General features: G+C 66.7%; 22 protein-coding genes. 14 read left to right on the top strand and 8 right to left on the bottom strand.

Annotated elements, in window-relative coordinates; translation table 11 throughout:
- Positions 1-15: 15 nt before the first annotated feature.
- The 4 genes from ftsA (at position 16) to lpxC (ending at position 8,214) form a co-directional block, all read left to right on the top strand.
- On the top strand, positions 16-1,344 hold the full coding sequence (gene ftsA / locus ACW178_RS14460; RefSeq protein ID WP_492024695.1) for a cell division protein FtsA: 1,329 nt from the start codon (positions 16-18) through the stop codon (positions 1,342-1,344).
- 141 nt (positions 1,345-1,485) lie between these two features.
- On the top strand, positions 1,486-5,283 hold the full coding sequence (locus tag ACW178_RS14455) for a TonB-dependent receptor domain-containing protein (protein ID WP_492024694.1): 3,798 nt from the start codon (positions 1,486-1,488) through the stop codon (positions 5,281-5,283).
- A gap of 249 nt (positions 5,284-5,532) precedes the next feature.
- Positions 5,533-7,131 carry a cell division protein FtsZ gene (ftsZ, locus tag ACW178_RS14450; RefSeq protein ID WP_054766519.1) on the top strand — a complete coding sequence of 533 codons (1,599 nt, stop codon included), beginning with the start codon at positions 5,533-5,535 and terminating at the stop codon, positions 7,129-7,131.
- A 183-nt stretch (positions 7,132-7,314) separates the two neighbouring features.
- On the top strand, positions 7,315-8,214 hold the full coding sequence (lpxC, locus tag ACW178_RS14445; RefSeq protein ID WP_492024693.1) for a UDP-3-O-acyl-N-acetylglucosamine deacetylase: 900 nt from the start codon (positions 7,315-7,317) through the stop codon (positions 8,212-8,214).
- A 49-nt stretch (positions 8,215-8,263) separates the two neighbouring features.
- Here the strand turns inward: lpxC and pgeF are convergent, their stop codons facing one another.
- Genes pgeF through lgt form a run of 3 tightly spaced genes read right to left on the bottom strand, consistent with a single transcriptional unit; the run spans position 8,264 to position 10,994 of the window.
- On the bottom strand, positions 8,264-9,046 hold the full coding sequence (pgeF, locus tag ACW178_RS14440; protein ID WP_492024692.1) for a peptidoglycan editing factor PgeF: 783 nt from the start codon (positions 9,044-9,046) through the stop codon (positions 8,264-8,266).
- The gene (locus ACW178_RS14435; RefSeq protein WP_287104855.1) at positions 9,043-10,128 is read right to left on the bottom strand and encodes a class I SAM-dependent methyltransferase; all 1,086 of its coding nucleotides are present in this window, start codon (positions 10,126-10,128) and stop codon (positions 9,043-9,045) included. The genes pgeF and ACW178_RS14435 overlap by 4 nt, the downstream gene beginning before the upstream one ends.
- Positions 10,125-10,994, bottom strand: coding sequence for a prolipoprotein diacylglyceryl transferase (gene lgt / locus ACW178_RS14430; protein ID WP_182713261.1), 870 nt, complete (start codon positions 10,992-10,994; stop codon positions 10,125-10,127). The genes ACW178_RS14435 and lgt overlap by 4 nt, the downstream gene beginning before the upstream one ends.
- Positions 10,995-11,171: 177 nt before the next feature.
- Between lgt and ACW178_RS14425 the strand changes: the two genes are divergently transcribed.
- The 3 genes from ACW178_RS14425 to ACW178_RS14415 all read left to right on the top strand — a co-directional run bounded on the left by ACW178_RS14425 (position 11,172) and on the right by ACW178_RS14415 (position 12,860).
- Positions 11,172-11,471, top strand: coding sequence for an accessory factor UbiK family protein (locus ACW178_RS14425; protein WP_182713262.1), 300 nt, complete (start codon positions 11,172-11,174; stop codon positions 11,469-11,471).
- Between the two features lie 76 nt (positions 11,472-11,547).
- Entirely contained in the window at positions 11,548-12,051 is a 504-nt protein-coding gene (locus tag ACW178_RS14420; protein WP_054766514.1) for a type III secretion system chaperone family protein, read from the top strand.
- A complete protein-coding gene (locus tag ACW178_RS14415; RefSeq protein ID WP_287104857.1) occupies positions 12,051-12,860 on the top strand; it encodes a pyrroline-5-carboxylate reductase family protein in 810 nt (269 codons plus the stop codon). Before ACW178_RS14420 ends, ACW178_RS14415 begins: the two co-directional genes overlap by 1 nt.
- 6 nt (positions 12,861-12,866) lie before the next feature.
- Here ACW178_RS14415 and ACW178_RS14410 read toward each other — a convergent pair whose 3' ends face one another.
- From ACW178_RS14410 to ACW178_RS14400, 3 genes are read right to left on the bottom strand one after another with little or no spacing between them, the layout of a single operon-like run.
- Positions 12,867-13,343, bottom strand: coding sequence for a hypothetical protein (locus tag ACW178_RS14410; protein WP_054767037.1), 477 nt, complete (start codon positions 13,341-13,343; stop codon positions 12,867-12,869).
- Positions 13,336-14,766: an ATP-binding protein gene (locus ACW178_RS14405; protein ID WP_228185483.1), complete on the bottom strand. Its 1,431-nt coding sequence runs from the start codon at positions 14,764-14,766 to the stop codon at positions 13,336-13,338. Before ACW178_RS14405 ends, ACW178_RS14410 begins: the two co-directional genes overlap by 8 nt.
- 16 nt (positions 14,767-14,782) lie before the next feature.
- A complete protein-coding gene (locus ACW178_RS14400; protein ID WP_183215000.1) occupies positions 14,783-15,520 on the bottom strand; it encodes a response regulator in 738 nt (245 codons plus the stop codon).
- An 82-nt stretch (positions 15,521-15,602) separates the two neighbouring features.
- Here ACW178_RS14400 and ACW178_RS14395 point away from each other — a divergent pair, with 82 nt between their 5' ends.
- Positions 15,603-16,481: a branched-chain amino acid aminotransferase gene (locus ACW178_RS14395; protein WP_054766511.1), complete on the top strand. Its 879-nt coding sequence runs from the start codon at positions 15,603-15,605 to the stop codon at positions 16,479-16,481.
- A 7-nt stretch (positions 16,482-16,488) separates the two neighbouring features.
- Here ACW178_RS14395 and ACW178_RS14390 read toward each other — a convergent pair whose 3' ends face one another.
- Together ACW178_RS14390 and ACW178_RS14385 are read right to left on the bottom strand one after the other, a co-directional pair.
- The gene (locus ACW178_RS14390) at positions 16,489-17,124 is read right to left on the bottom strand and encodes an NrsF family protein (protein ID WP_054766510.1); all 636 of its coding nucleotides are present in this window, start codon (positions 17,122-17,124) and stop codon (positions 16,489-16,491) included.
- Positions 17,114-17,656, bottom strand: a complete 543-nt coding sequence (locus tag ACW178_RS14385; RefSeq protein WP_152950857.1) for a sigma-70 family RNA polymerase sigma factor — start codon at positions 17,654-17,656, stop codon at positions 17,114-17,116. The genes ACW178_RS14390 and ACW178_RS14385 overlap by 11 nt, the downstream gene beginning before the upstream one ends.
- A 162-nt stretch (positions 17,657-17,818) precedes the next feature.
- On the opposite strand from ACW178_RS14385, the gene ACW178_RS14380 reads away from it, so the two are divergent.
- From ACW178_RS14380 to ACW178_RS14355, 6 genes are all read left to right on the top strand, one after another.
- Positions 17,819-18,112 (top strand): BufA1 family periplasmic bufferin-type metallophore, encoded by a 294-nt coding sequence (locus ACW178_RS14380; protein WP_228185480.1) that lies wholly within the window; start codon positions 17,819-17,821, stop codon positions 18,110-18,112.
- Positions 18,112-18,960 carry an MNIO family bufferin maturase gene (gene bufB / locus ACW178_RS14375; protein ID WP_182713266.1) on the top strand — a complete coding sequence of 283 codons (849 nt, stop codon included), beginning with the start codon at positions 18,112-18,114 and terminating at the stop codon, positions 18,958-18,960. The genes ACW178_RS14380 and bufB overlap by 1 nt, the downstream gene beginning before the upstream one ends.
- Positions 18,957-19,721 carry an HvfC/BufC N-terminal domain-containing protein gene (locus ACW178_RS14370; RefSeq protein WP_228185478.1) on the top strand — a complete coding sequence of 255 codons (765 nt, stop codon included), beginning with the start codon at positions 18,957-18,959 and terminating at the stop codon, positions 19,719-19,721. Before bufB ends, ACW178_RS14370 begins: the two co-directional genes overlap by 4 nt.
- Complete coding sequence (locus tag ACW178_RS14365) at positions 19,718-20,146, top strand: DoxX family protein (protein WP_054766506.1); 429 nt, start codon at positions 19,718-19,720, stop codon at positions 20,144-20,146. The genes ACW178_RS14370 and ACW178_RS14365 overlap by 4 nt, the downstream gene beginning before the upstream one ends.
- Before the next feature lie 83 nt (positions 20,147-20,229).
- The gene (locus ACW178_RS14360) at positions 20,230-21,504 is read left to right on the top strand and encodes a NupC/NupG family nucleoside CNT transporter (protein ID WP_492024691.1); all 1,275 of its coding nucleotides are present in this window, start codon (positions 20,230-20,232) and stop codon (positions 21,502-21,504) included.
- A gap of 28 nt (positions 21,505-21,532) precedes the next feature.
- Positions 21,533-22,153 (top strand): glutathione S-transferase family protein, encoded by a 621-nt coding sequence (locus ACW178_RS14355; RefSeq protein WP_336969788.1) that lies wholly within the window; start codon positions 21,533-21,535, stop codon positions 22,151-22,153.
- Positions 22,154-22,155: the final 2 nt, after the last annotated feature.

Below are 22,155 nucleotides of genomic sequence, written 5' to 3'. Positions count from 1 at the left end.
GAGAGTATGGCGGGAATGCAGCGTGGATCGGCGAACGACCAGGGCCGGGTGATGGACCCCCGCGCCGGCCGCGCGCCGGTGATCGCCGCCCTGGACATCGGTCAGTCCAAGGTCTCGTGCTTCATCATGAAGCCGGACGGCGTGCGCCACGCCGACCGCACCATTCGCGTCGCCGGGGCCAGCCACGTCCAGTCCAGGGGGGTGAAGGGCGGGGCCATCATCAACATGGATGAGGCGGCCCAGGCCATCGGCCACGCCGTCGAGCGGGCCGAGCGCGCGGCCCAGAGCCCGGTCTCGGGCGTGGTCGTCACCACCGCCATCGGCCAGATGGCCAGCCACAGGGTCCAGGCCCGGGTGTCCCTGGGCGCCAATCCCGTCGGCGACGCCGATCTGGCCCGCGCCATCGGCATGGCCCTGGCCCAGATCCGTTTGCCCAACCGCCGGCCGATCCACGTCCTGCCCATCGCCTGGTCGGTGGACGGGGCCCGGGGGGTTCACGATCCGCGCGCCATGCGCGGCGGCTCCCTAGGGCTGGACCTGCTGGTCGTCTCCATGGCCGAGAATGTGTTCACGACTCTCAGCCACTGTCTGGAACTGGCGCATCTGGATCTCCAGGGGGTGGCCGCTGCCCCCGTCGTTTCGTCGCTCGCCGCCTTGGAAGAGGACGAGATGGACCTGGGCGCCGTCTGTATCGACATGGGCGGCGGCTCGACCAGCGCCGCCGTCTGGGGCGGGCGATCACTGTTGCATGTCGAAAGCCTGAACGTCGGCGGAGACCATGTGACCTCCGACATCGCGCGGGGTCTGTCCACGTCCAAGGCGGGCGCCGAGCGGCTGAAGACCCTGCACGGTTCGGCCATGGCCAGCGCCAATGAGGACCGCGAAATGCTGGAGGCGCCGCCGCGCGGCGAAGACGCCTCGGCCGGCCCGGTCATTGTGCCGCGCGCCATGCTGAAGACCGTGATCGCCCCGCGCGTGGAAGAGACGCTGGAACTGCTGCGCGACCGGCTGAAGGCGGCGGGGGTCGGCCTTGAGCCCGGCGCCGGCCTGGTCCTGACCGGCGGCGCCAGCCAGCTGAACGGCGTGCGGGAACTGGCCGTGCGCGTCTTCGACCGCCCGGTCCGCCTTGGAAAACCCCAACGGGCGCCACATTTGGCCGACGCGGCGTCAGGACCGGCCTTCTGCGCCACCGCCGGGGTGCTGTTGCGGGCGGCCTATGGGCCCCGCGAGGCGGTGTCCGCCAGGAAGCTGATGGCGCGCCAGATCACCGCTGCGGATGCGCCCAAGGTGCATCGCGGCAATGTGGTGGGCCGTGTGGCGGGGTGGCTGCGCGACAATTTGTAGCGATAAATGCGCCATGAATCCGTGTTTTTTATAACACACCTAAGACGCATAGCGCCGTTTTTGCGCCGCAATCGGATTGTCGTTGAGCTTAGAGTCATGTGATGTCTCCGTACCAGTCGTATCGACTTTTTGGAGCCTTTGATGACCAAGCGGAACTATTTGTTCGGCACCACCGTATTGGCGGGTTTCCTCGCAACGGTATCTCCTTCCTTGGCGCAGACGGTGCAGCCTGCGCCGGCCGCGCAGCAGGCTCCGTCGACCGATGGAGAAGACCAACGGGCCGACACGGTCGAAGAAATTGTCGTTACGGGATCCAGAATCGCTCGCCCGCAGTATGAAGGCGTCATCCCTGGCGTTCAGGTCGGGTCGCAAGACATTGAACAGCGCCTGTTCACTAACGCTGGCGACGTGCTCAATGATATTCCGCTGGTTGGCGGCGGCGCCAGTCTTAACGGCACCAACGGCGGTCAGACGGCTTCGCTGGGCGTTACCTATATCGATCTGCTGAACCTCGGCACGGCTAGGACTTTGACGCTTGTTAACGGTCGGCGCTTTGTTTCCAACAACTCAGCGACGATCTTCGTGTCGGGCAACGAGACGGGGTCTCAGGTGGATGCCTCCACCATCCCTGTGGCGCTTATCGACCGTGTTGACATTCTGACTGTCGGTGGCGCTGCGGCCTATGGCGCCGACGCCGTTTCCGGCGTCGTAAACTACGTCCTGAAGGACAAGTACGAAGGCGCTGAGGTCAACATCATCGGCGGACAGACGTTCGACTACAACGACGCCGGCCGTGTAGCCGTCAACGCCACCGTTGGTCGCTCGTTCTTGGACGATCGGCTCAACGTCGCGGTGTCGGCGGAATACTCGAAGATCGATGAGGTGCTGGCCAGCGATCGTCCGTTCCGTGCGGATAATCAGGGCGGCATTTCGAACTTCATGAACGGTGGAGTTCGCAACACCGCCTTCACTCCCGGCTTGCCCGGTTCTCTGGCCTTCCTCGCCGGCGGCGTGGATGGGATGCCGAGCACGATCTACGCTAATAGCTTGCGCCAGAATAACAACTGGTTCGGTGGTGTGGTGTTTAACACCGTCTCCGGCAGTGGAACGGCGGAATCGACTGTGACCCAACCGGGCTTCGCACGAATCGCCAGCCCGGCCTCTTCCTTCATTTCCGGAACCTTGCAACAGGTGCCCGGCGCGCCCAACCTCTGTAACGCGGGCGCCTTCTCCGCGGCTCAAGCCCAAGCCGCTGCGGCGGCCAACAGCCGAATTTGTAACTTCGCGCCTTCGGCTCTGCCGGGTACGACTGCGGCACAACAAGCGGCCAACGCCGCTCGCGTCTATGCTTTCTACGGCGTTACGGCTCCGGTCGTCGGCACAGGCGCTGGGCAGGTGACCCAGGCGCAATATAACGCGGCCGCCTTGCAGATCCTGCAACAACGCAATCCTACGGCGCGTGAGTACTATCTGGCTAATCCGAACACGCCTTTGAACGCCTTCGCCGGCAGCTTCCTGGCCGGCTTGCCGGATATCGCCAATACCGGCGTCGGCTCTAGCGTCTTGCCGCGCTTGGCGGTGCCGCTGCGCTTCAACCGGAACGGCGATCTGGAAACCTACGCCTTGGGCCAGGGGGGGCCTAACACTCCGGGCACCTTCGCCACTGGCGTTGGCGGCGACGGCGCCAACCGCACCGACGCAACCGTGCTGCGCGTGAAGCAGGAGCGGAATGTCGGCAACCTGATCGCCAGCTACCGCGTAACCGACAACATCAAGTTCTTCACGGAAAACCTGTACTCAGACATTCGGGTCATCAACCCGATCGGAACGGGCGGTCTCTTCAACGGCGTCTCATCGAGCAGCACCGAGAACGCCGCGATCCTTGTGAACGTCAATCATCCCTTCCTGACCGTACAGAACCGAGCAGCCCTCGCGGCGGCTGGGATCACAGGGAACTTCACCGTTTCCCGTTACAACGAAGACATCGTCAACGATCTGTCTCAAGAATCGACGAACGAGACCTTCCGGACCGTCAACGGCTTCCAAGGCGATTTCCGGATGTTCGATCGGAACTTCAACTGGGAACTTTCGCACACCTACGGGAAGGCGGAGACGCGCGTCGAGTTCAGCGCAATCAACGATGTCGCTTTCGCTATGGCGATTGACGCGGTCGATGTGGGCGGCACAGTCCAATGCCGCGCTAAGCGTGATGGTCTTGCGACCTACCTCGCGAGCTACGGGGGGCAGATCCCCGGAACCCAGGCGAACGTCATCAGCAGGATCGGCTCTGACGGCGTCAGGGAACAGGTGGTCTTCCAAACCAATGCGACACAGGCCTTGGTTGATGGGTGCCAACCGCTGAACATCTTCGGGGAAGGCCGCGCGTCGCAAGCTGCGAAGGATTTCGTCAGCGTTCGCAACTTCTTCAACAACGAGTCTACGCAGAACTTCACTCAGGCCATCTTCGGCGGCGAACTGTTCAACCTTCCTGCCGGCCCCATCCAGTTCGCCCTGTCTGGCGAGTATCGCAAGGAAGAGCTGGCCTATACTGTTGATGAGGTCACCCGCATCGGCGCCACCCGCTCGGCGCCTTCGGCGACTACGTTTGCTGAAGTTGAGACCAAGGAGGGGGGTCTAGAGCTTCGCGTACCGATTTTCGGCGGCGACTTCACCCTGCCGTTCTTCAAGTCGCTCGAGTTCAACCCTTCGGTGCGCTATACGAAGCTGGAGGGGTCGGCTCCCTCGTTCCGCGACACCACGGGAACACTACGGTCGCCGAGCTACAAGGGGGATGTGGAGGAAATCTACACCCTCGCCGGAACTTGGCAGCCGTCTGAAGACATCCTCTTCCGAGGCAATATCTCGAAATCCGTTCGCCAACCGAGCATAGTGGAACTGTTCCTCGGCGGGCAGCCCTTCTTCACCTCGTCTGCTGACCCCTGCTCGACCGCTAACATCAGCGTCGGTCCGAATCCGACTGTCCGTCGGGCAAACTGCATTACCGACGTGCTGCAACGGGCGACCGCCAACGGTGGAAGCCTGACCGGCAACGCCGGCGCGGTCTCGATCACCGATCGCGCCAGCGCCGAGGCGTTCCTGAACAGCAACTTCACCCCGTCCGGCGCCGCCTTCACGGGCCTGATCTCGGGCACCCAAGCGCTGCGTCCTGAAGAAGGCGACTCGTTCACTTACGGCTTCGTCGCGACGCCTCGATTCATCCCCAACCTCATCTTTGCAGCGGATTATCTCGAGATCACTGTGACGGGGGCGTTGGGGCCGTTGCTTGCGCAGCCTGCGGCTGAGTTCTGCTACGACAGCGCCAACTTCCCGGATAACTCCGGCGATATCGGCGTCAACAGCTGCGCCGGCATTCGTCGAGACACGAGCTTCAACTTCACGAACGGTTTCGAACTGCCCTTCTTCAACCTGGGTGGAACTCGCGTAAAGGCGATCAACTCGAACTTCAGCTACAGCATGGATCTCGCGGACGTGTTCAGCGCCCAACGCGATCTGGGCCGGTTGAGCTTCCGCGGAAACATCTACTATCTGCTGGAGTACACGACCTCGGGGTCGGGTAATTTCGACGACTCACAGTCGGGCGAAGACACCCTCGCCAACCCGGTGTGGTCGACGCAACTCACCGCGCTTTATGATCTTGGTCGCTTCAACGCGCGGTGGACGACTCGAATCCAAGATGCGACTCGCATCAAGTCGGGCGGTACGCCCATCGGTATCGAGTTCCAGCCGATCGTCCGTTACGACGGATACATGTTGCACAACCTCTCAGTGGGTTATGACGTGACGGAGAACACCCGAGCTCAGATCGTGATCGACAATGTGACCAACGAAGACGCCTTGGGCCGCAACGGCTACTACAACGGCGCCTTTATTGATAACATCGGTCGGCGCTGGACCGCGTCGATCCAGATGAAGTTCTGATCGCGCGAGCAGGACTTAGGTGCGAGAAGCCCGGGAGGAACTCCCGGGCTTCTTACGTTCGAGGTTCGTGAGCGTGGAAAATCTCCAGCCAAGCTCGCACTTTGTGCTGTTCTCGAGTCCGACTCACATTATCGCCGTAACCATCTCTTAACCCTCGTGGGTGCAATCCTTAACGCGCTCATAACCAAGGTGATTCGGCGGGGTGTTCGCCTTGGGTCGAGGGGCAGGGTCGGAAGGTCGGAAAACAGAATGTCGCTCTCATTGGTCAAGCCGCAACACACTGAACTGAAGCCCCGCATCGTCGTGTTCGGCGTCGGCGGAGCCGGCGGCAACGCCGTGAACAATATGATCGACGCCGGCCTGGAAGGGGTCGAGTTCGTCGTGGCCAACACCGACGCGCAGCACCTCAGCTTCGCCAAGACGGATCGCCGCATCCAGCTGGGCGAGACCATCACCCAAGGCCTGGGCGCCGGCGCCCACCCCGAGGTCGGCATGAACGCCGCCGAGGAATCCGCCGACGAGATCCATCAGCACCTCGAAGGCGCCCACATGGTGTTTATCACCTGCGGCATGGGCGGCGGCACCGGCACGGGCGCGGCGCCCGTCATCGCCAAATGCGCGCGCGATCGCGGCATTCTGACGGTCGGGGTGGTGACCAAGCCCTTCACCTTCGAAGGCCGCCACCGGATGCGCCTGGCCGATGCGGGCGTCGCCGAGCTGCAACGCTATGTCGACACCCTGATCGTCATTCCGAACCAGAACCTGTTCCGCGTCGCCAATGAACGCACCACCTTCGCCGACGCCTTCGGCATGGCCGACCAGGTTCTGCACTCGGGCGTGCGCTCGATCACCGATCTGATGATCCTGCCGGGTCTGATCAATCTGGACTTCGCCGACGTGCGCGCCGTCATGTCCGAAATGGGCAAGGCGATGATGGGCACCGGCGAGGCGTCGGGCGATGATCGCGCCCTGATGGCCGCCCAGAACGCCATCGCCAATCCGCTGCTGGACGAAACCAGCCTGAAGGGCGCCAAGGCCGTGCTGGTCAACATCACCGGCGGTCTGGACATGACCCTGCTGGAAGTCGATGAAGCCGCCAACGCCATCTCGGCGGAAGTGGACGGCGACGCCAACATCATCTTCGGCGCCGCCTTCGATCCGGCGCTGGACGGCAAGATCCGCGTCTCGGTGGTCGCCACCGGCATGGATGAGGGCGTGGTGCAGCGCGCCGAGCCCTCGGCGCCGACGGCCCCCTTGGCCGATCACAGCGCCCGCCGTTCGGCCGGCGGCCTGTACGGAACCCAAACGTCGCGCGCCGCCCCGGAGCCCGCCCGCGAGACCTATCGCGAGCCGGTCCGCGCCGAACGCGCCCCGGAGCCGCGCGTCGAGGCCCGGCCCGAGCCCCGCATCGAAGCCGCCCCCGTCGTCCCCAGCTTTCAGGCCCCGGCTGCGGCCGAACCCCGTCCCGAACCGGTGATCCGCGTCGCTGAACCGGCGCCGCGCACCCTGGAGCCGATCGTGGATCCGTGGGTCGAGGAGTATGAGACGCGCGCCCCGGCGGCCTCCGCCCAGCCGAGCCGCGCCCCGGTCGAACCCCAGGGCGATCTCTACGCCGCGCGTTCGCCCGAGCCGACCGCCGACGACTATGACGACCGCGACCATCGCCGCAGCGGCTGGAGCCTGTTCGGTCGGGGCAAGCGCGCCCAGCCGCAGCCCGAGCCGACCTACAGCCGCGCCCAGCCGCAAATGCGCCAGTCGGCCCAGCCCCAATCGGCGCCGGAGCCGGAAGCGGGCCAGGCTGACGATGACCTGGAGATTCCCTCTTTTCTCCGCCGTCTCGCCAACTGACCGCCGGAAAAACTGACCACCACGCCCCGAAGCCCGGCTTCGGGGCGTTTTTCGTTCCGTCCGTATCAGAACGAAACAATCCGAAACCCGACTTTCATTTTCCTGTTGCCGGCCAACCGTTAGACCGGGCCTGTGCCGCAGTCCGTCCCCATGGGCTTCGGCGGTAACGAAGCGAGTTTGCCTTTGCCGGTCCGGAACGACCATCAGGAACGCACCCTCATCGCACCGGCGATTATCGCCGGCGTTGGCGTGCACACGGGCCGCCGGGTCCGGCTTGCGGTGCGGCCTGCGCCTTCGGGGACGGGGATCGTCTTCGTGCGCACGGACGTCACCGACCGCGACAACCGCATCCCCGTGTCGGGCGAGGCGGTCGTGGACGCGCGGCTGAACACCATGATCGAGAATGCGGCGGGCGTGCGCCTGTCGACGATCGAGCACCTGATGGCGGCCTTCTGTGCGCTGGGCGTATCGAACGCCGTGGTCGAGGTGGACGGGCCGGAGTTGCCGATCCTGGACGGGTCGGCGCTGGAGTTCGTGCGGCTGCTGGACCGGGCGGGCTTCCGGCCCCAGGCGCTGCCGCAGCGCTATATCGAAATCCTGGAGACGGTTCATGTCGTCGAGGGCGATAAACACGCCGCCCTTCTGCCGTGCGACCGCTATGAGATGCGGTTCGAGATCGACTTCCCCTCGGCCGCCATCGGCAATCAGGTGATCGACTTCGTCGTGGACGAGGCGACCTTTCGCCAGGAGATCATGGCCTGCCGCACCTTCGGCTTCGCCCATGAGGTCGAGGCCCTGCGCCAGGCGGGTCTGGCCCGCGGCGGTTCGCTGGAGAACGCCGTGGTCATCGACGGTGACGAGATTCTGAACCCCGGCGGTCTGCGCATGGAACGCGAGTTCGTGCGGCACAAGGCGCTGGACGCGATCGGCGACCTTTACGTCTTGGGCGCGCCCCTGCTGGGCCGATACGAGGGTTACAAGGCCGGCCACGCGGTCAACAACAAGCTGGTCCGCGCCCTGCTGGCTGCGCCGCATGCGTGGCGAGAAGTGACGCGCGTACCGGAGTTGGCCCAGGCGGGGTGATACACCCTCTCCCTCCCCGGACGGGGAGGGAGAGGGCAAGCGGATTAAGTCAGACCCCGATCACGGAAATCAAGCGCCCGAAATCCGGCTCTCCGCGTTGGAACGCCCTGCGGTTGGAATAGAAGCGGTCCGGGTCGGCGCAGGTGTCGTGGCCGGTCCAGACGGCCTGGCCGATCCTGGCCTGTTGCAGACGCCACAGGACGAAGCCCGGCAGGTCGAACAGGCGCTTGTCGTCCGCTGCGCCGGGCTTGAAGAAGCGTTCGCTGCCGGGGTCGTGGTGGACGAACCGCTCCTGGAAATCGACGCCGACCTCATAGCTGGCCTGGGCGATGCACGGGCCGACGACGGCCAGGATGCGGCGCGGCGAGGCGCCCAGGGCCTCCATGGCCGAGACGGCGGAATGAACCACCCCGCCCAGGGCGCCCTTCCAGCCGGCGTGGACGGCGGCGACGATCCGGGTCTCAGGGTCCGCCATCAGAACGGGCGCGCAGTCGGCGGTCAGGACCGAACACAGCAGGCCGGGCTCGGCCGACACGACCGCATCGCCCTCGGGTCGGTCGCCGCGCCACGGAGCATCGGCGACCCGGGCGACGGCCGAATGGATCTGATAGCAGCCGTTCAGATGATCGGCGTCAGCCCCGAAATGGGCCGCCACGCGGCGGCGGTTCTCGGCCACGGCGGCCGGGTCGTCCTTGGAGCCGACGCCGGTGTTCAGGCCCTTGTATATGCCGGTCGAAACGCCGCCCGCGCGGGTGAAGAAGCCGTGGTCGAAGCCGGCGGCGGTCAGCAGCGGATGGGTGATGGGGGCAAGGCTGGTCATCGGGTCGCTCATTGATCCCATCCCGGCACGATCAGCGAGCGGGGGGAGAAGATTGCGGCGGCCTTGAACAGGCGTCCCATCTGGTCCTCGGCGGTCAGGCGGTGCAGTTGGCGGTCGATGACGGGGGTCGCATCGGGGCGCCCCGTTTTCAACCGTTCCGCGCGGGCTTCGATCCCCAGACGGCGCAGGAAGTCGCCCTGTCCCAGGCAGCCGGTCACGTCGGCGCCGGCGCGGACGGCGGCCTCCAGCACGCGCGGGAAGTCGGCCCACTGGGTCAGGTCGGCCTCGCCGGGCCTGTCCAGCGGATCGACCTTCTGGTGGCGGCGCAGGGCCTGGAGGGTGTCGCCGGCCTCTGGGCGGGCGCGGCCGTAGTCGATCAGCAGGGCGGCGCCGGAGGCGGCCTTCATCAGCAGGGCCAGGTCGCGGCCGAAGATCGCCTGCTGTTCGGAAATCTCGAAAATCTGGCCCGGCGTCATGTCGAACGGGGGCTTTTCGAAGCCGCCGGTGATCGCGGTCAGGCCGAAGATCAGGTCGTTGTCGTCGGTGACGCCGATCCGCCGCTCGGCCCAGCCGTCCTCGGTGCGGACGAACTGGCGGGCGGGCATACAGTCCAGCACCTCGTTGGCGATCAGGACGACAGGGACGTCGGTCTCGATCTGGGTCAGGTCGCGCACCCAGCGCGGCGACAGGTCTGCGCCGGCCAGGGCCCTGGCCTGCAGATCACGCAAAGGTCCGCTGGGCTCGATCAGGATCAGGTCGCAGGCTTCCAGAAAGCCGGGAACCAGGCGGGCGGCCCTCAGGGCGTCGCTGATCAATGTCCCGTCGCCCGGCCCGACCTCGACCAGACGGAACCGCTCGGGCGCGCCCAGCCGGTTCCAGGTCTCGACCGCCCACAGGCCGATCAGTTCGCCGAACATCTGGCTGATTAGGGGGGCGGTGATGAAGTCGCCGCCCTCTCCGAGGGCCGGGCGCGAGGCGTAGTAGCCGCCCTTGGGATCATGCAGGCAGCGGGTTACATAGTCGGCGACCGTCATCGGCCCTGTCAGGGCGATCTCGCGCGCCAGACGGGTCTTCAGGCTCTCGGCTTCGCTCATGCGGCGACGGGCGGCCGGTTCCAGGCGCGCCAAACCAGCCAGGCGCCGACCAGGATCATCGGGATGGACAGCATCATCCCCATGGTCAGGCCCAGGGGGAAGTCGGGCATGCCGAAGTCGGGCTCGCGCACATTCTCCAGCGCGGCGCGGCAGACGCCGTAGCCGACCAGGAACAGGCCGGTGACATAGCCGGGCTTCTTCAGCAGGTCGAACTTCCAGATGCCCAGCGACAGGATGGACAGCAGGACGATCCCCTCCAGACCGGCCTCATAGAGCTGGCTGGGGTGGCGCGGCGCGTCGCCGGCGGGGCAGAAGCCGTACATCTGCTGGATACGGGCGTTGCAGAAGCGGATGGCCCAGGGAACGGTCGTCTCGCGGCCCCAGAGTTCGCCGTTGATGAAGTTGGCCAGACGGCCGAACATCAGGCCGATCGGCACGACCGGGGCCACCACGTCGCCCAGACGCAGCATGTCGATCTTCTGGCCGCGCGAATAGAGGACGATGGCCAGGCAGACGCCCAGGAAGCCCCCGTGGAAGCTCATCCCGCCGGTCCAGAGCTGGAACAGTTCGAACCGTTCGCCCAGGGTCTGGCCCGTGAACAGCTGGGCGTACATGACCGGCTTGTAGAAGAGGGCGTAGCCCAGGCGGCCGCCCAGGATGATGCCCAGCACGATCCACAGCACCAGATCGTCCAGCTGGGTCGTGCTGATTGGCGGCTTGCCCGGCGCCCACAGGCGTTCGGTCTTGATCAGTCGGGCGGCGTACCACCAGCCCAGGACGATGCCGGCCACATAGGCCAAGGCGTACCAGCGGATCGGAAGCGGTCCGAGATGGATCAGGACCGGATCGAATTCGGGAAAGGGCAAGGGGATTTCCTGTGCTGGCCAGTCTCTCGACGGGCGGTTTAGCAAGCGTCGCCGCCTACGTCGCCTGTGAAGACGCATCACGACGCCTTGATGGCGCCGCCGAAGCAGCAGAAAGAAAGGTTTCGTTCACCATAGTCGGTGACCCTCCGTTAACGACGTTCGAGTCGGAGCCCTTCGATGCAGACCCGCAATCCCCTTCTGGATGAGTTCGCCAAGCTGACGACGGGCGCCATGGGCCTGGCCCAGGCCGCCGGCGAAGAGGCCAAGACCGCCTGGCGCGCCCAGACCGACCGAATCGTCGCCGAGATGGACCTGGTCCGTCGCGACGAGTTCGATGTGCTGAAGGATGAGATCGCCGCCCTGCGGGCCGAGATCGCCGAATTGAAGGCCGGCAAGAAGCCCGCCGCCAAGACCTCGACCAAGCCCGCTGCGGGAACGTCCACAGATGGAACTCAACCCGGGGACGCAGCCGGTTGAGCCGAATCCGCGAACAGGCTTACCACTCTGTTAACGGCCGTGATTCTGGCGGCCGCAGCCCGAACTGAGAGACTTGATGGACATCGCCCGGCCCGAGGAAACGGACGTGCCCTTCGACCCGCTGGAGGTCGTGGAGCATGTTCTTACGGCCGAGAACCTGCCGTTCGACCGCACCGACGACGGTGATCTGGCCTTTGCGCTCGCAGGGGACTGGAAGGATTACGAGCTTTGGTTCGCCTGGCGACCGGAGGGCGACTGTCTGCAGCTTTGCTGCGCCCTTGATCTGAAGGTGGCCAAGAGCCGCAAGACGGCCGCCCACGAACTGGTCGGCCTGATCAATCAGCGCACCTGGATGGGCCATTTCGAGGTCTGGGCCGAGGACGGCGAGATCGTCTTCCGCCATTCCCTGGCCCTGCCGATGGGCGAGCGGCCGACCCTGGCCCAGGCGGCCTCGATGATTGATGCGGCGATCGAGGCGGCGGACCGCTATTACCCCGCCTTCGACTTCATGGTGCGCGGAAACAAGAAGCCCCAGGAGGCCATAGAGGCCTGCCTGTTCGAGACGGTCGGCAACGCCTGATGGCTGATCCCCAGCCGGTGGAAGGCCCCGTCGTCCTGGTCGGTTGCGGCCGGCTGGGCTCGGCCATTCTGGAAGGCTGGCTGCTGACCCAGACGGTCGCGGCCTCCGATCTGATCATCCTGACGCCGTCGCAAAAGCCCGCCGCAGAAGCCGCGCGGGCGCAGGGCGCGCGGGTCAATCCGCCGCTCGAAGTATTGGCCGAGGCCAAGGTAATCGTTCTGGCGGTCAAGCCCGCCCTGTGGCGCGACGTCATGACGCCGCTTCTGCCCTTCCTGGGCGATCAGGCGGTGATCCTGTCGGTCATGGCGGGCGTCACGGCGCCGACCCTGGCCGAAGGGATCGGCGGCTGGCCCATCGTGCGGGTGATGCCGACCACCGGCGTCTCGCGCGGACGCGGGGTGGCCTCGGTCTGGTCGGCCGATGATCGGGCGCGCGCCCTGGGCCGCGCCCTGTTCCAGCCGATGGCCGAGACGGTCGATCTGGCGGACGAAGCCCTGATGGACGCCGCGACGGCCGTGGCCGGATCGGGCGCGGCCTATTTCTACGCCTTCACAGAGGCCCTGGCGCGCGCCGGGGAGGCGGCGGGGCTGGACGCGGGCACGGCTGACGTTCTGGCCCGCGCCACCCTGCGATCCGCCGCAGAGTCGATGGGCGATGATCCCTTGGACGCCCTGATCGGCCGCATCGCCTCGCCCGGCGGCTCGACCCGCGCGGGGCTGGAGGCCATGGCGCGGGACGGCCGTCTGACGGAGATGCTGAACGACACGGTCGCGGCGGCGGTGCGCCGCAACCGCGAAATGGGCGCCTGAGACCCTTTAGAAGCGGCCGCGTTCGATCTGGTCGCCGAACCGCTCGAACGCCCGGTCGGCGTCGCGCCAGACGCTGTAGCCCCAGACGTCGCGGATGTTCGGCGAGAAGTAGGAGAAGTCCACCGGCCGCGACTGGCCGTCGGCGGTGACGATTTCGCCCTTGATCGCGGCGCCGCCGATCGAGACGCTGCGGATGGGGTCCAGGCTCGGGTTCTGGCGGATCTGCTCCATGGTCGGCCGGTTCGGCTTCAGATCGTTCAGGACCAGATTGGCCTTGGCGCCGGGATAGCGTTGCTCCAGCGCCTTGCCCACCTCGGCCTGAAGGGCGGCGATCTGTTCATTGACTTCGCGATCGCCCAGTTTTTCGACCTGGCGCTGCAGGTCGGGGCCGATCGTGACGTTGACGTTCGGGTTCTGCGCCTGAGCCATGGCGGCGACGGCCAAGGTCGCGGCAAGCGGCGCAAGAAAGGCGAGTTTACGCATCGTGTTCATCTCCATGCCCTGTCCGAACTGAAGATGCGCCCTGGCCCCCCGTTTCGCTAGAGGGGGCGACGATGGAGGCCTGTCCGGGCAGGCGGATGATCGCCTTCAGTCCGCCCATGTCGCTGCGGTCCAGGGTGACGTCGCCGCCGTGTCCCCGCGCGACGTCCCTGGCGATGGCCAGGCCCAGGCCGACACCCTTGCGGTTCTGATTGCGGGATTCGTCCAGGCGCGAGAAGGGTCGGAAGGCTTCCTCATACATGTCTTCGGGAATGCCGGGTCCGTCGTCCTCCACCGCAATCTCCAGCCCGCCCGAGGCCAGGGCGCGGGCCGACAGGCGCACCCGTTCGCCGTGCGAGGCGGCGTTGCCCGCCAGATTGACCAGGGCCCGTTTGAAGGCCAGCGGGCGCAGCGAGGCCGTCAGCCCCTCCGGCGCCGCCAGCTCGACTTCGGCGCCGGCGCGTTTCGCGTCCTCGCCGGCCGTCTTCAGCAGATCGCGGATGGACACCGGCTTCGGCGGCTCGCCGGCTTCGCCGCGGGCGAAGTCCAGATATTCGTCGATCATATGCTCCATCTCGTCCAGGTCGCCGCGCATGGCGGCCTGACGCTTGAACGGGGGGGCCAGGGCCAACTCCAGTCGAAGCCGGGTCAAGGGCGTGCGCAGATCGTGGCTGACTGAGGCGAGCAGGGCGGTGCGCTGGTCGATATGACGCTGGATGCGGTCGCGCATGGCCAGGAAGGCGGTCGCGGCGGCCCGCACCTCGCGCGCGCCGTGCGGCTTGAACCGGGGCACGGTCTCGCCTCGACCGAAGGCCTCGGCCGCATCGGCCAAACGTTCGATGGCGCGGACCTGGTTGCGGATGAACAGGATCGCCACCCCCATCAGCAGTATGGTGGCGACGGCCAGCCACAGGACGAAGATGTGGGCCTGGGTCGCCACCGCGCGTTCCCGCGGGGCGATGATCCGCAGCACCCCTTGCGGCTCCTGCACCTGAATGTCGACATAGGCGGGGTAGCGGGTGGTGTCGAACCAGTAGGGGCGGTCCAGGCGGGCGTCCAAGGCGCGGTCCAGCACCCGGTCCACCACCCCGATGGGCCCACGCCGGGTTTCGGTCGGCAGGGTGCGTCCCTCCTGCAGGGCGATCGACAGGGACATGGAGCGTTCGGCCCGGCTGGCCAGCCGCTCCAGATTGCGGGGGCTGGGGTCGTCCTCATAGCTTTCGACCGCCCAGGCGATGTCGCCGGCCAGACCTTCGGACAGGCGCGCCGTCACCGTCTGCCAGTGGGCGTCGAAGAAGATCCAGGTCACCACCACCTGCATCACCAGCACGGGCAGGACGATGATCAGCAGCGACCGGCCCCACAGCGAGGTCGGTATCCGCCGCTTCAGGAAACGCGGCCACAGATAGGCGGGCAGCAGCCGCATGGCGTCGGGTCCGCCCTCAGTCGGGCGCCAGCATATAGCCGACGCCGCGCACGGTCTGGAGATAGCGCGGGTTCTTGGGATCGACCTCCAGCTTGCGGCGCAGGCGGGTGACCTGGACGTCCACGGCGCGGCCGGTGATGTCGGCGGTGTCGGGCGACAGGCTCATCCGCTCGACCGGGGCATGGGCGTGAAGGGCCAGGGTCTTCAGAAGTTGGGCCTCGGCCTCGGTCAGGCGCTGGGGTGCGCCGTCGCGGATCAGCTCCAGCCGCTCCATGTCGAAGACCGCCGTCCCCAGCTTGATCTCGCGCGGGCCGATCGGCTTGCCGCCGGTGCGCCGCAGGATGGCGTCGATGCGCAGCGCCAGTTCGCGCGGCTCGAACGGCTTTGACATATAGTCGTCGGCGCCGCGCGACAGACCTTCGATCCGGTCCTCAGGGTCGCCCCGCGCCGTCAGCAGCAGGACCGGCGTCTTCGATGTCTCGGCCTTGGCGCGGACCCAGGAGGTCAGGTCAAGGCCGCTTTCGCCGGGCATCATGACGTCCAGCACGACCAGGTCGAACTCGATCAGCTCCATCATCCGCTTGGCCGCAGCGGCATGGGCGGCGCCGGTGACGCGGTAGCCTTCCCGCGCCAGGAATTCCTTCAGCAGTTCGCGGATGCGGTCGTCGTCATCGACGATCAGCAGATGACGGCCCACCCCCGGTCCCGCGATGGGTCCCGAGCGGCCGTAAGAGCGGGTTTCAGTCAGGCTCATGCGCGATTCTCCCGATCCCAGCCGTTGACCTGAGCGATTCGGGGGGCTCTAACAGGGAGACTTCTGCAGGAGACGTGTTTCAATGGCCTTCGTTCCTTTCGACGATCGCGATGGATGGATCTGGTTTGACGGCGAATTCGTGCCCTGGCGGGAAACGAAAACGCATATTTTGACCCATGCCCTCCACTATGGCTCGTCGGTATTCGAGGGTGAGCGTATGTACGGCGGCGAAATCTTCAAGCTGACGCCGCATTCGGAGCGCCTGAAGCGGTCCGCGAACCTGCTCGATTTCGAGATACCCTACAGCGTCGCTGAAATCGACGCCATCTGTAACGAAACCTGCGCCAAGAACGGTCTGACCGACTGTTACGTGCGTCCGGTCGCCTATCTGGGGCCGGAACAGACCAGCGTCTCGGCCCTGAACAACAAGGTCCATCTGGCGGTCGCTGTCTGGGATTGGCCCAGCTATTTCGATCCCGAGGTCAAGGCGCGCGGTCTGAAGCTGGAATGGGCCAAGTGGCGCCGCCCCGACCCGGCGACGGCCCCGACCACGGCCAAGGCCGCCGGCCTCTACATGATCTGCACCATGTCCAAGAACACGGCTGAGCGGAACGGTTTCGCCGACGCCCTGATGCTGGACTGGCGCGGCTATGTGGCCGAGGCCACCGGCGCCAACGTCTTCTTCGTCAAGGACGGCGTGCTGCACACCCCCAGCGTCGAGCACATTCTGGACGGCATCACCCGTCAGACGGTGATCGAGATCGCCAAGGCCAAGGGGATCGAGGTCGTGGTGCGCGACATCCGCCCCGAAGAGCTGTCGGACTTCTCCGAATGCTTCCTGACCGGCACCGCCGTCGAGGTGACCCCGGTGGCCGAGGTGGGCGACTACCGCTTCACCCCCGGCGCCCTGTCGCTGGACCTGATGGAGACCTACGGCAAGCTGGTGCGCCGCCAGCTCTGAGGGCGGCTCACCAACGCAGGGCGAAGCGGCCGACGGCGGCGCCGATCAGGCCGGCGGCCGCGATCCCCAGCGTGTACCAGGTGGCGACGAAGGCGGCGGTCGCCTCGCCGCAGTGAAGCAGGCCGTAGGCGGTGGCGGCGAGGCCGCCGGTCGCCAGGCCCAGCGCCAGACCCGCCGTCGCCGGCCGCGTCGGGGCCAGTTTCCGCGCCGAGAGAAAGACAAACGGCGCGGCGAAGGCCGAGACCAGCACGATGTTACGGCCGCAGATGGTCCAGGTTCCGCCCAGCCAGTCGTCCATGCGCTGCTCAGGCGAAGTCAGGCTCATCTCAATCAGGCCCCACAGTCCCGCCGCCGCCACAACGGCGAGCAGGGCGAAGACCGCCGGGCGCGGATCGACGCCGGGGCGCCCCAGCCGTATCGCCAGCCAGATCCCGGTCCCCGCAAGGGCGGCGGTGTAAATCCCTTTCAGCCAGGGGATCGGCCCCTGAAGCGCCTGGCCCAGATCAGGCCGGAAGCCCAAGAACAGGCCGACCGCCGCCACGGCCGCCACGGCGGCGGCGGCCAGCAGGACAGGGCTGGGCATGGCGGGCTTGGCCGGCTCCAGCCCGGCGGCGAGGGCGTCGATCAGGTCGTCAGTCTTCATCGGGCGATACGCTGGCGACCAGCGTCTTCATGCTGCGGTGGACGCTGACCTTGGCCGCGCCCTCGGTAAAGCCGTTGCGCTTGGCCGCTTCGGCCAAGGAGAAGCCGCCGATCCGAACGTCCTCGATGAGGCGGCGCTGACGCGGCGGCAGAATGGACAGGACCTTCTTCAGATCGCGGCGCACGACGCCGTCCTCGACCGTGTGTTCGGCCAAAAGGACCGACGCCTCCTCCAGCGGCACGTCGGCGCGTCGTCCCAGGCGGCGGAAATGATCGATCAGCTTGTAGCGCGCGATCGCATAGGCCCAGGCCGTGAAGGGCAGCGACCGGTCGTAGGTCGCCCGCTTGGCGTGGATGGCGATCAGACAGTCCTGCACGAGATCCTCCGCGTCGGCCTCGCAGCCGGTCAGGCGACGTTTGAAAAAGGGGGTCAGGGCGCCGCGCATTTCGGACAGCAGGGCGCGCCAGGCCACGGGGTCGCCGTCGAGACCCCGCAACATCAGACGTTTGAGCTCGGCTTCCTTGTCGACCACGCCCCAACCCATTCGCGTCGGACAGGGCGGAGGTTACACGGCGGACGACAATCGGCGAGAATTCTTTTTCTGATGGCGCCGGTAACCTTCGCCGTGCGGGCGTCGAAACCCTTCCTGTCAAGCGGGTCCGCTCCGGGCCGCTGTCACACAGGAAATGATCCCATGACTATCTCCGCCAAGATCCTGGTCGGCGCCGGCGCCCTGCTGGCCCTGGGCGCCAACGCCGCCGCTGCACAGAACCACCCGACCGCCCAGCAGGAAGCCGCCATGGAGAAGTGCTACGGCGTGGCCAAGGCGGGCAAGAACGACTGCGCCGCCGGCCCCGGCACCACCTGCGCCGGCACCTCGGTGCGCGACTATCAGGGCAATGCCTGGAAACTGGTCGCCAAGGGCACCTGCACCTCTATCGAGACGCCCAAGGGCAAGGGTTCGCTGAGCCCGATCCCGAACCGCTGATGTCCCCCGTTCCGACCGCTGGACTGGGCCTGAAGCCCCAGCACTACCCGGAGGCTGCGGCCTGTCCGGCGGCCGGAGCCCAGCGCGGCCTGTGGTTCGAGGTTCATCCCGAGAACTATATGGTTGCGGGCGGGCCGCGCCTGTCCTGGCTGGAGACGATCCGCGCCGCCCGACCGTTGTCGCTGCACGGGGTCGGCCTGTCCCTGGCCGGTGACGAGCGGCCGGACCGCGAACATCTGGCCCGTTTTCGCGCCCTGATCGATCGGTTCGAACCCTTTTTGGTGTCCGAACATCTGGCCTGGTCGCGACGCGGCGGGGTCTATCACCCCGATCTGTTGCCTGTCCCGCGCAGCCGCGAGATCCTGAACCTGGTGTGCGACCATGTCGACGAGGCGCAGCAGGCCCTGGGACGGCGGCTGCTAATCGAAAACCCGTCCGCCTATCTGGCCCTGGCCGGACATGACTGGGACGAGGTGGATTTCCTGGTCGAGATGGCCCGGCGGACCGGCTGCGGCCTGCTAATCGACGTCAACAATGTCCATGTCAGCGCCTCGAACATGGGCTTCTCCGCCGAGGCCTGGCTGGACGCCGTACCCGGCGAACTGGTGGGCGAAATCCATCTGGCGGGCCATCGCCCCGATCCCGTCTGGGGCGAGGCCCTGCTGATCGACAGTCACGACACCCCCGTGTCCGAGGCCGTCTGGGCGCTCTATGAGCGTCTGATCGCGCGCATCGGCCCTCGGCCGACCCTGGTCGAGCGCGACGGCGATGTTCCCGAATTCCCGGTCCTGCTGGCCGAGCAGGCACGCGCCGCTGCGGCGCTGACCGCCGTCGAGGCCTTGGCGTGACCGGGTTTCACGCCGCTTTCGACAGGGCGCTGACCGGCGATCTGGAGTCTCTGCGGCCTCACCTGGAGGCGGGCGACCGGACGCTGGGTGCGCTGGCCGTCTATCGCAACACGACGATCAAGGGCCGTATCGACGCCCTGGAAGCCAACTATCCCACCGTGTTGCAGATGGTTGGCGAAGATTGGTTTCGCGCGGCCGCCGCCGCCTTTGTCGCCGACCAGCCGGGCGACACCCCGGTGCTGGTCGATTACGGCGCAGGCTTCCCCGATTGGCTGGCGCGTTTCCAGCCGGCGACGGACATGGCCTATCTGGCGCCCTGCGCCCGGCTGGATCGGGCCTGGACCCAAGCTCATCTGGCCAAGGACGCAGCGCCGTTCGAGCCGCGCGAGGCCGCCGCGCTCGGCCCCGCCTTGGCGGGCGTAACGGCCAATCTGCACCCGTCGGTTCAGTTGTTCTGGTTCGAGTGGACGGCGCCCTCGCTCTGGCTGGCGCATCGTTATCCGTCCCCGGACGCGTCTCTCGAGTGGCGGGCCGAGGCGGAAGGCTTGCTGGTGCACCGGCCGGGCGCCGAGGTGCAGGCGCGGCGGTTGAGCCGCGCGGAATGGGTCTTCCTGGACGCCTGTCGCCTTCATCGACCGTTCGGCGTCGCTGCGGCGGCGGCCCAGGCCGCTGCGCCCCACTTGGATCTGTCCGCCCTGTTCGCCGGCCTGATCTCGCTCGGCGTCTTCCTCTCACCCTCGATCCCGAAGGACCGACCATGAACCGTATTGCGGACATTCATCGACGTATCACCGCCGCCGCGCCCGAGGCCGCCCTGGCCCTGCTGCTGCGCGTCGGGATCGCCACGCCCTTCTTCCTGTCGGGACGGACCAAGGTCGAGGGGCTGCTGACGATCACCCCCTCGACGCGCTATCTGTTCGCCGAGGAATACCGCGTGCCCCTGCTGCCCGCTGACCTGGCGGCGAATCTGGCGACCTATTCGGAACATCTGCTGCCGATCCTGCTGGTGCTGGGTCTGGCCACGCGGTCGGCGGCGGCGGGCCTGCTGTTCATGACCCTCGTGATCCAGGTCTTCGTCGAGCCGGGTGGTTGGCCCGTCCATCTGCTTTGGGCCGGGCCGCTGGCCTATCTGATCGCGCGCGGACCGGGCGCCGTCAGTCTGGACCGTGTGCTGAAGATCGACTGATACGCGCACGCCTCTTGTCAGCCGCGTCACTTTGTCCTTGAAGCGGATGAAGCCGGCGCGGGCCGGGCAGGGATCGCCGTTTCATGTTCAGCCTTCTGAACCTCCAGAGTCTGTTCGGCCTGGTCGTCATCATCGCCGTCTGCTGGGCGATCTCGGAGAACCGCCGGGTCTTCCCGTGGAAGCTGGCGATCGGCGCCGTGGCGGTTCAGGCCGCGCTGGTGCTGGCCCTGTTCGCCATTCCGGGGTCGCGAACGGTGCTGGCCGCCGTCACGGGGGCGATCGACGGCCTGGCCGTGGCGACGGCGCAGGGCACGCGGTTCGTCTTCGGCTATCTGGGCGGGGGCGATCAGCCCTATGCGGTTCAGAACGAAGGCGCCCTGTTCACCTTCGCCTTCAACGTCCTGCCGCTGATCATGGTGATTTCCGCCCTGTCGGCCCTGTTGTGGCACTGGAAGATCCTGAAGTGGCTGATCCGGGGCTTCGGCTTTCTGTTTCAGCGCACCATGGGGCTGGGCGGCGCCTCGGCCCTTGCGGTGGCGGCCAACATCTTCCTGGGCACGATCGAAAGCCCGATCGTCATCAAGGCCTATCTGGACAAGCTGAGCCGGTCCGAAATCTTCCTGATGATGACCGTCGGTCTGGCGACGGTGGCGGGATCGACCATGGTGGCCTACGCCAGCATCCTGTCCCAGACCCTGCCGAACGCGGCCGGCCACGTGCTGGTCGCCTCCATCGTCTCGGCCCCGGCCGGGGTGCTGCTGGCGCGGATCATCGTGCCCGAGCCCGACAAACAGGCGGCTCAGGCCATCAGCTATGACTCGGCCCTGAAGTACGACAGCGCCATCGACGCCATTTCCAAGGGCACCTCGGACGGGCTGATGGTGGTGCTGAACATTTCGGCCGTGCTGATTGTGTTCGTCGCCCTGGTCGCCCTGGTCAACATCATGCTGGGCGGTTTGATCGTCTTCGGCGAGCCGCTGACGGTCGAGCGGATTCTGGGCGTCCTGTTCACCCTCCTGGCCTGGCTGATCGGGGTGGACGCGCGCGAGGCGGGGCAGGGCGGCTGGCTGCTGGGCGTCAAACTGGCCCTGACCGAGTTCGTGGCCTTCATCGACCTGGGCAAGATACCGGCCGAGGCGATGAGCGAGCGGACGCGGATGCTTATGACCTATGCGCTGTGCGGCTTCGCCAACATCGGTTCGGTCGGCATTACCGTGACGGGCCTGTCGGTCCTGATGCCCGAGCGTCGTCATGAGGTTCTGGGGCTGATCTGGAAGGCCCTGTTCGCCGGCTTCATGGCCACGCTGATGAGCGCCGCCATCGTCGGCGCCTTGCCAGCGACGGTCTTCGGGCAGTAGCGTTTCCCAAAACAACGGAGACGTCCCGATGAAGCTCTACACCTCGCACCGCGCGCCCAATCCGCGGCGGGTCCGCTGGGTCATGGCGGAGAAGGGGATCGACGACGTCGAACTGGTCGACGTCGATATACTGACGGGCGAGCACAAGAAGGCCGAATATCGCGCCAAGGTCGGCGTGCCTCATGTTCCGGCGCTGGAGTTGGACGACGGCGAGACCATTTCCGAATCCGTGGCTATCGGCCGCTATCTGGAGGCCCTGTATCCAGAGCCGAACCTGTTCGGCCGCGACGCCCGCGAACAGGCGGTGGTCGAGATGTGGACGCGCCGGTGCGAGTTCTATCTGTCCAATCCGCTGATGCTGAACGTGCGCCATTCCCACCCGGCCCTGGCCGCGCTGGAGGCGGTGCAGATCCCGCAGGTGGCTGAGTACAATCGGGTTTCGGCCGAGCGGTTCATGAAGACCCTGGACCGGCATCTGGCGGAGCGGGAATTCATCGCCCTGGAACGGTTCACCATCGCCGACATCGTCGCCGTGGTCGGTTTGGACTTCGCCCGTTTGGTCCGTTATCGCCCGCCCGCCGAGTTCGAGAACCTGCACCGCTGGTTCGACGCCTGCCGCGAGCGCCCGGCCGCCAAGGCGGGGGTCTGAGC

Source organism: Brevundimonas sp. AVps4, from assembly GCF_058681525.1.
This window is presented reverse-complemented; position numbering and strand designations above follow the sequence as displayed.

Excerpts from the sequence above, each read along its gene's own strand:
- ftsA (WP_492024695.1), top strand. The coding sequence starts at position 16 with ATGCAGCGTGGATCGGCGAACGACCAGGGCCGGGTGATGGACCCCCGC.
- ACW178_RS14455 (WP_492024694.1), top strand. The coding sequence starts at position 1,486 with ATGACCAAGCGGAACTATTTGTTCGGCACCACCGTATTGGCGGGTTTC.
- ftsZ (WP_054766519.1), top strand. The coding sequence starts at position 5,533 with ATGTCGCTCTCATTGGTCAAGCCGCAACACACTGAACTGAAGCCCCGC.
- pgeF (WP_492024692.1), bottom strand. The coding sequence starts at position 9,046 with ATGAGCGACCCGATGACCAGCCTTGCCCCCATCACCCATCCGCTGCTG.
- ACW178_RS14435 (WP_287104855.1), bottom strand. The coding sequence starts at position 10,128 with ATGAGCGAAGCCGAGAGCCTGAAGACCCGTCTGGCGCGCGAGATCGCC.
- ACW178_RS14425 (WP_182713262.1), top strand. The coding sequence starts at position 11,172 with ATGCAGACCCGCAATCCCCTTCTGGATGAGTTCGCCAAGCTGACGACG.
- ACW178_RS14420 (WP_054766514.1), top strand. The coding sequence starts at position 11,548 with ATGGACATCGCCCGGCCCGAGGAAACGGACGTGCCCTTCGACCCGCTG.
- ACW178_RS14415 (WP_287104857.1), top strand. The coding sequence starts at position 12,051 with ATGGCTGATCCCCAGCCGGTGGAAGGCCCCGTCGTCCTGGTCGGTTGC.
- ACW178_RS14410 (WP_054767037.1), bottom strand. The coding sequence starts at position 13,343 with ATGCGTAAACTCGCCTTTCTTGCGCCGCTTGCCGCGACCTTGGCCGTC.
- ACW178_RS14405 (WP_228185483.1), bottom strand. The coding sequence starts at position 14,766 with ATGCGGCTGCTGCCCGCCTATCTGTGGCCGCGTTTCCTGAAGCGGCGG.
- ACW178_RS14400 (WP_183215000.1), bottom strand. The coding sequence starts at position 15,520 with ATGAGCCTGACTGAAACCCGCTCTTACGGCCGCTCGGGACCCATCGCG.
- ACW178_RS14395 (WP_054766511.1), top strand. The coding sequence starts at position 15,603 with ATGGCCTTCGTTCCTTTCGACGATCGCGATGGATGGATCTGGTTTGAC.
- ACW178_RS14390 (WP_054766510.1), bottom strand. The coding sequence starts at position 17,124 with ATGAAGACTGACGACCTGATCGACGCCCTCGCCGCCGGGCTGGAGCCG.
- ACW178_RS14380 (WP_228185480.1), top strand. The coding sequence starts at position 17,819 with ATGACTATCTCCGCCAAGATCCTGGTCGGCGCCGGCGCCCTGCTGGCC.
- bufB (WP_182713266.1), top strand. The coding sequence starts at position 18,112 with ATGTCCCCCGTTCCGACCGCTGGACTGGGCCTGAAGCCCCAGCACTAC.
- ACW178_RS14365 (WP_054766506.1), top strand. The coding sequence starts at position 19,718 with ATGAACCGTATTGCGGACATTCATCGACGTATCACCGCCGCCGCGCCC.
- ACW178_RS14360 (WP_492024691.1), top strand. The coding sequence starts at position 20,230 with ATGTTCAGCCTTCTGAACCTCCAGAGTCTGTTCGGCCTGGTCGTCATC.
- ACW178_RS14355 (WP_336969788.1), top strand. The coding sequence starts at position 21,533 with ATGAAGCTCTACACCTCGCACCGCGCGCCCAATCCGCGGCGGGTCCGC.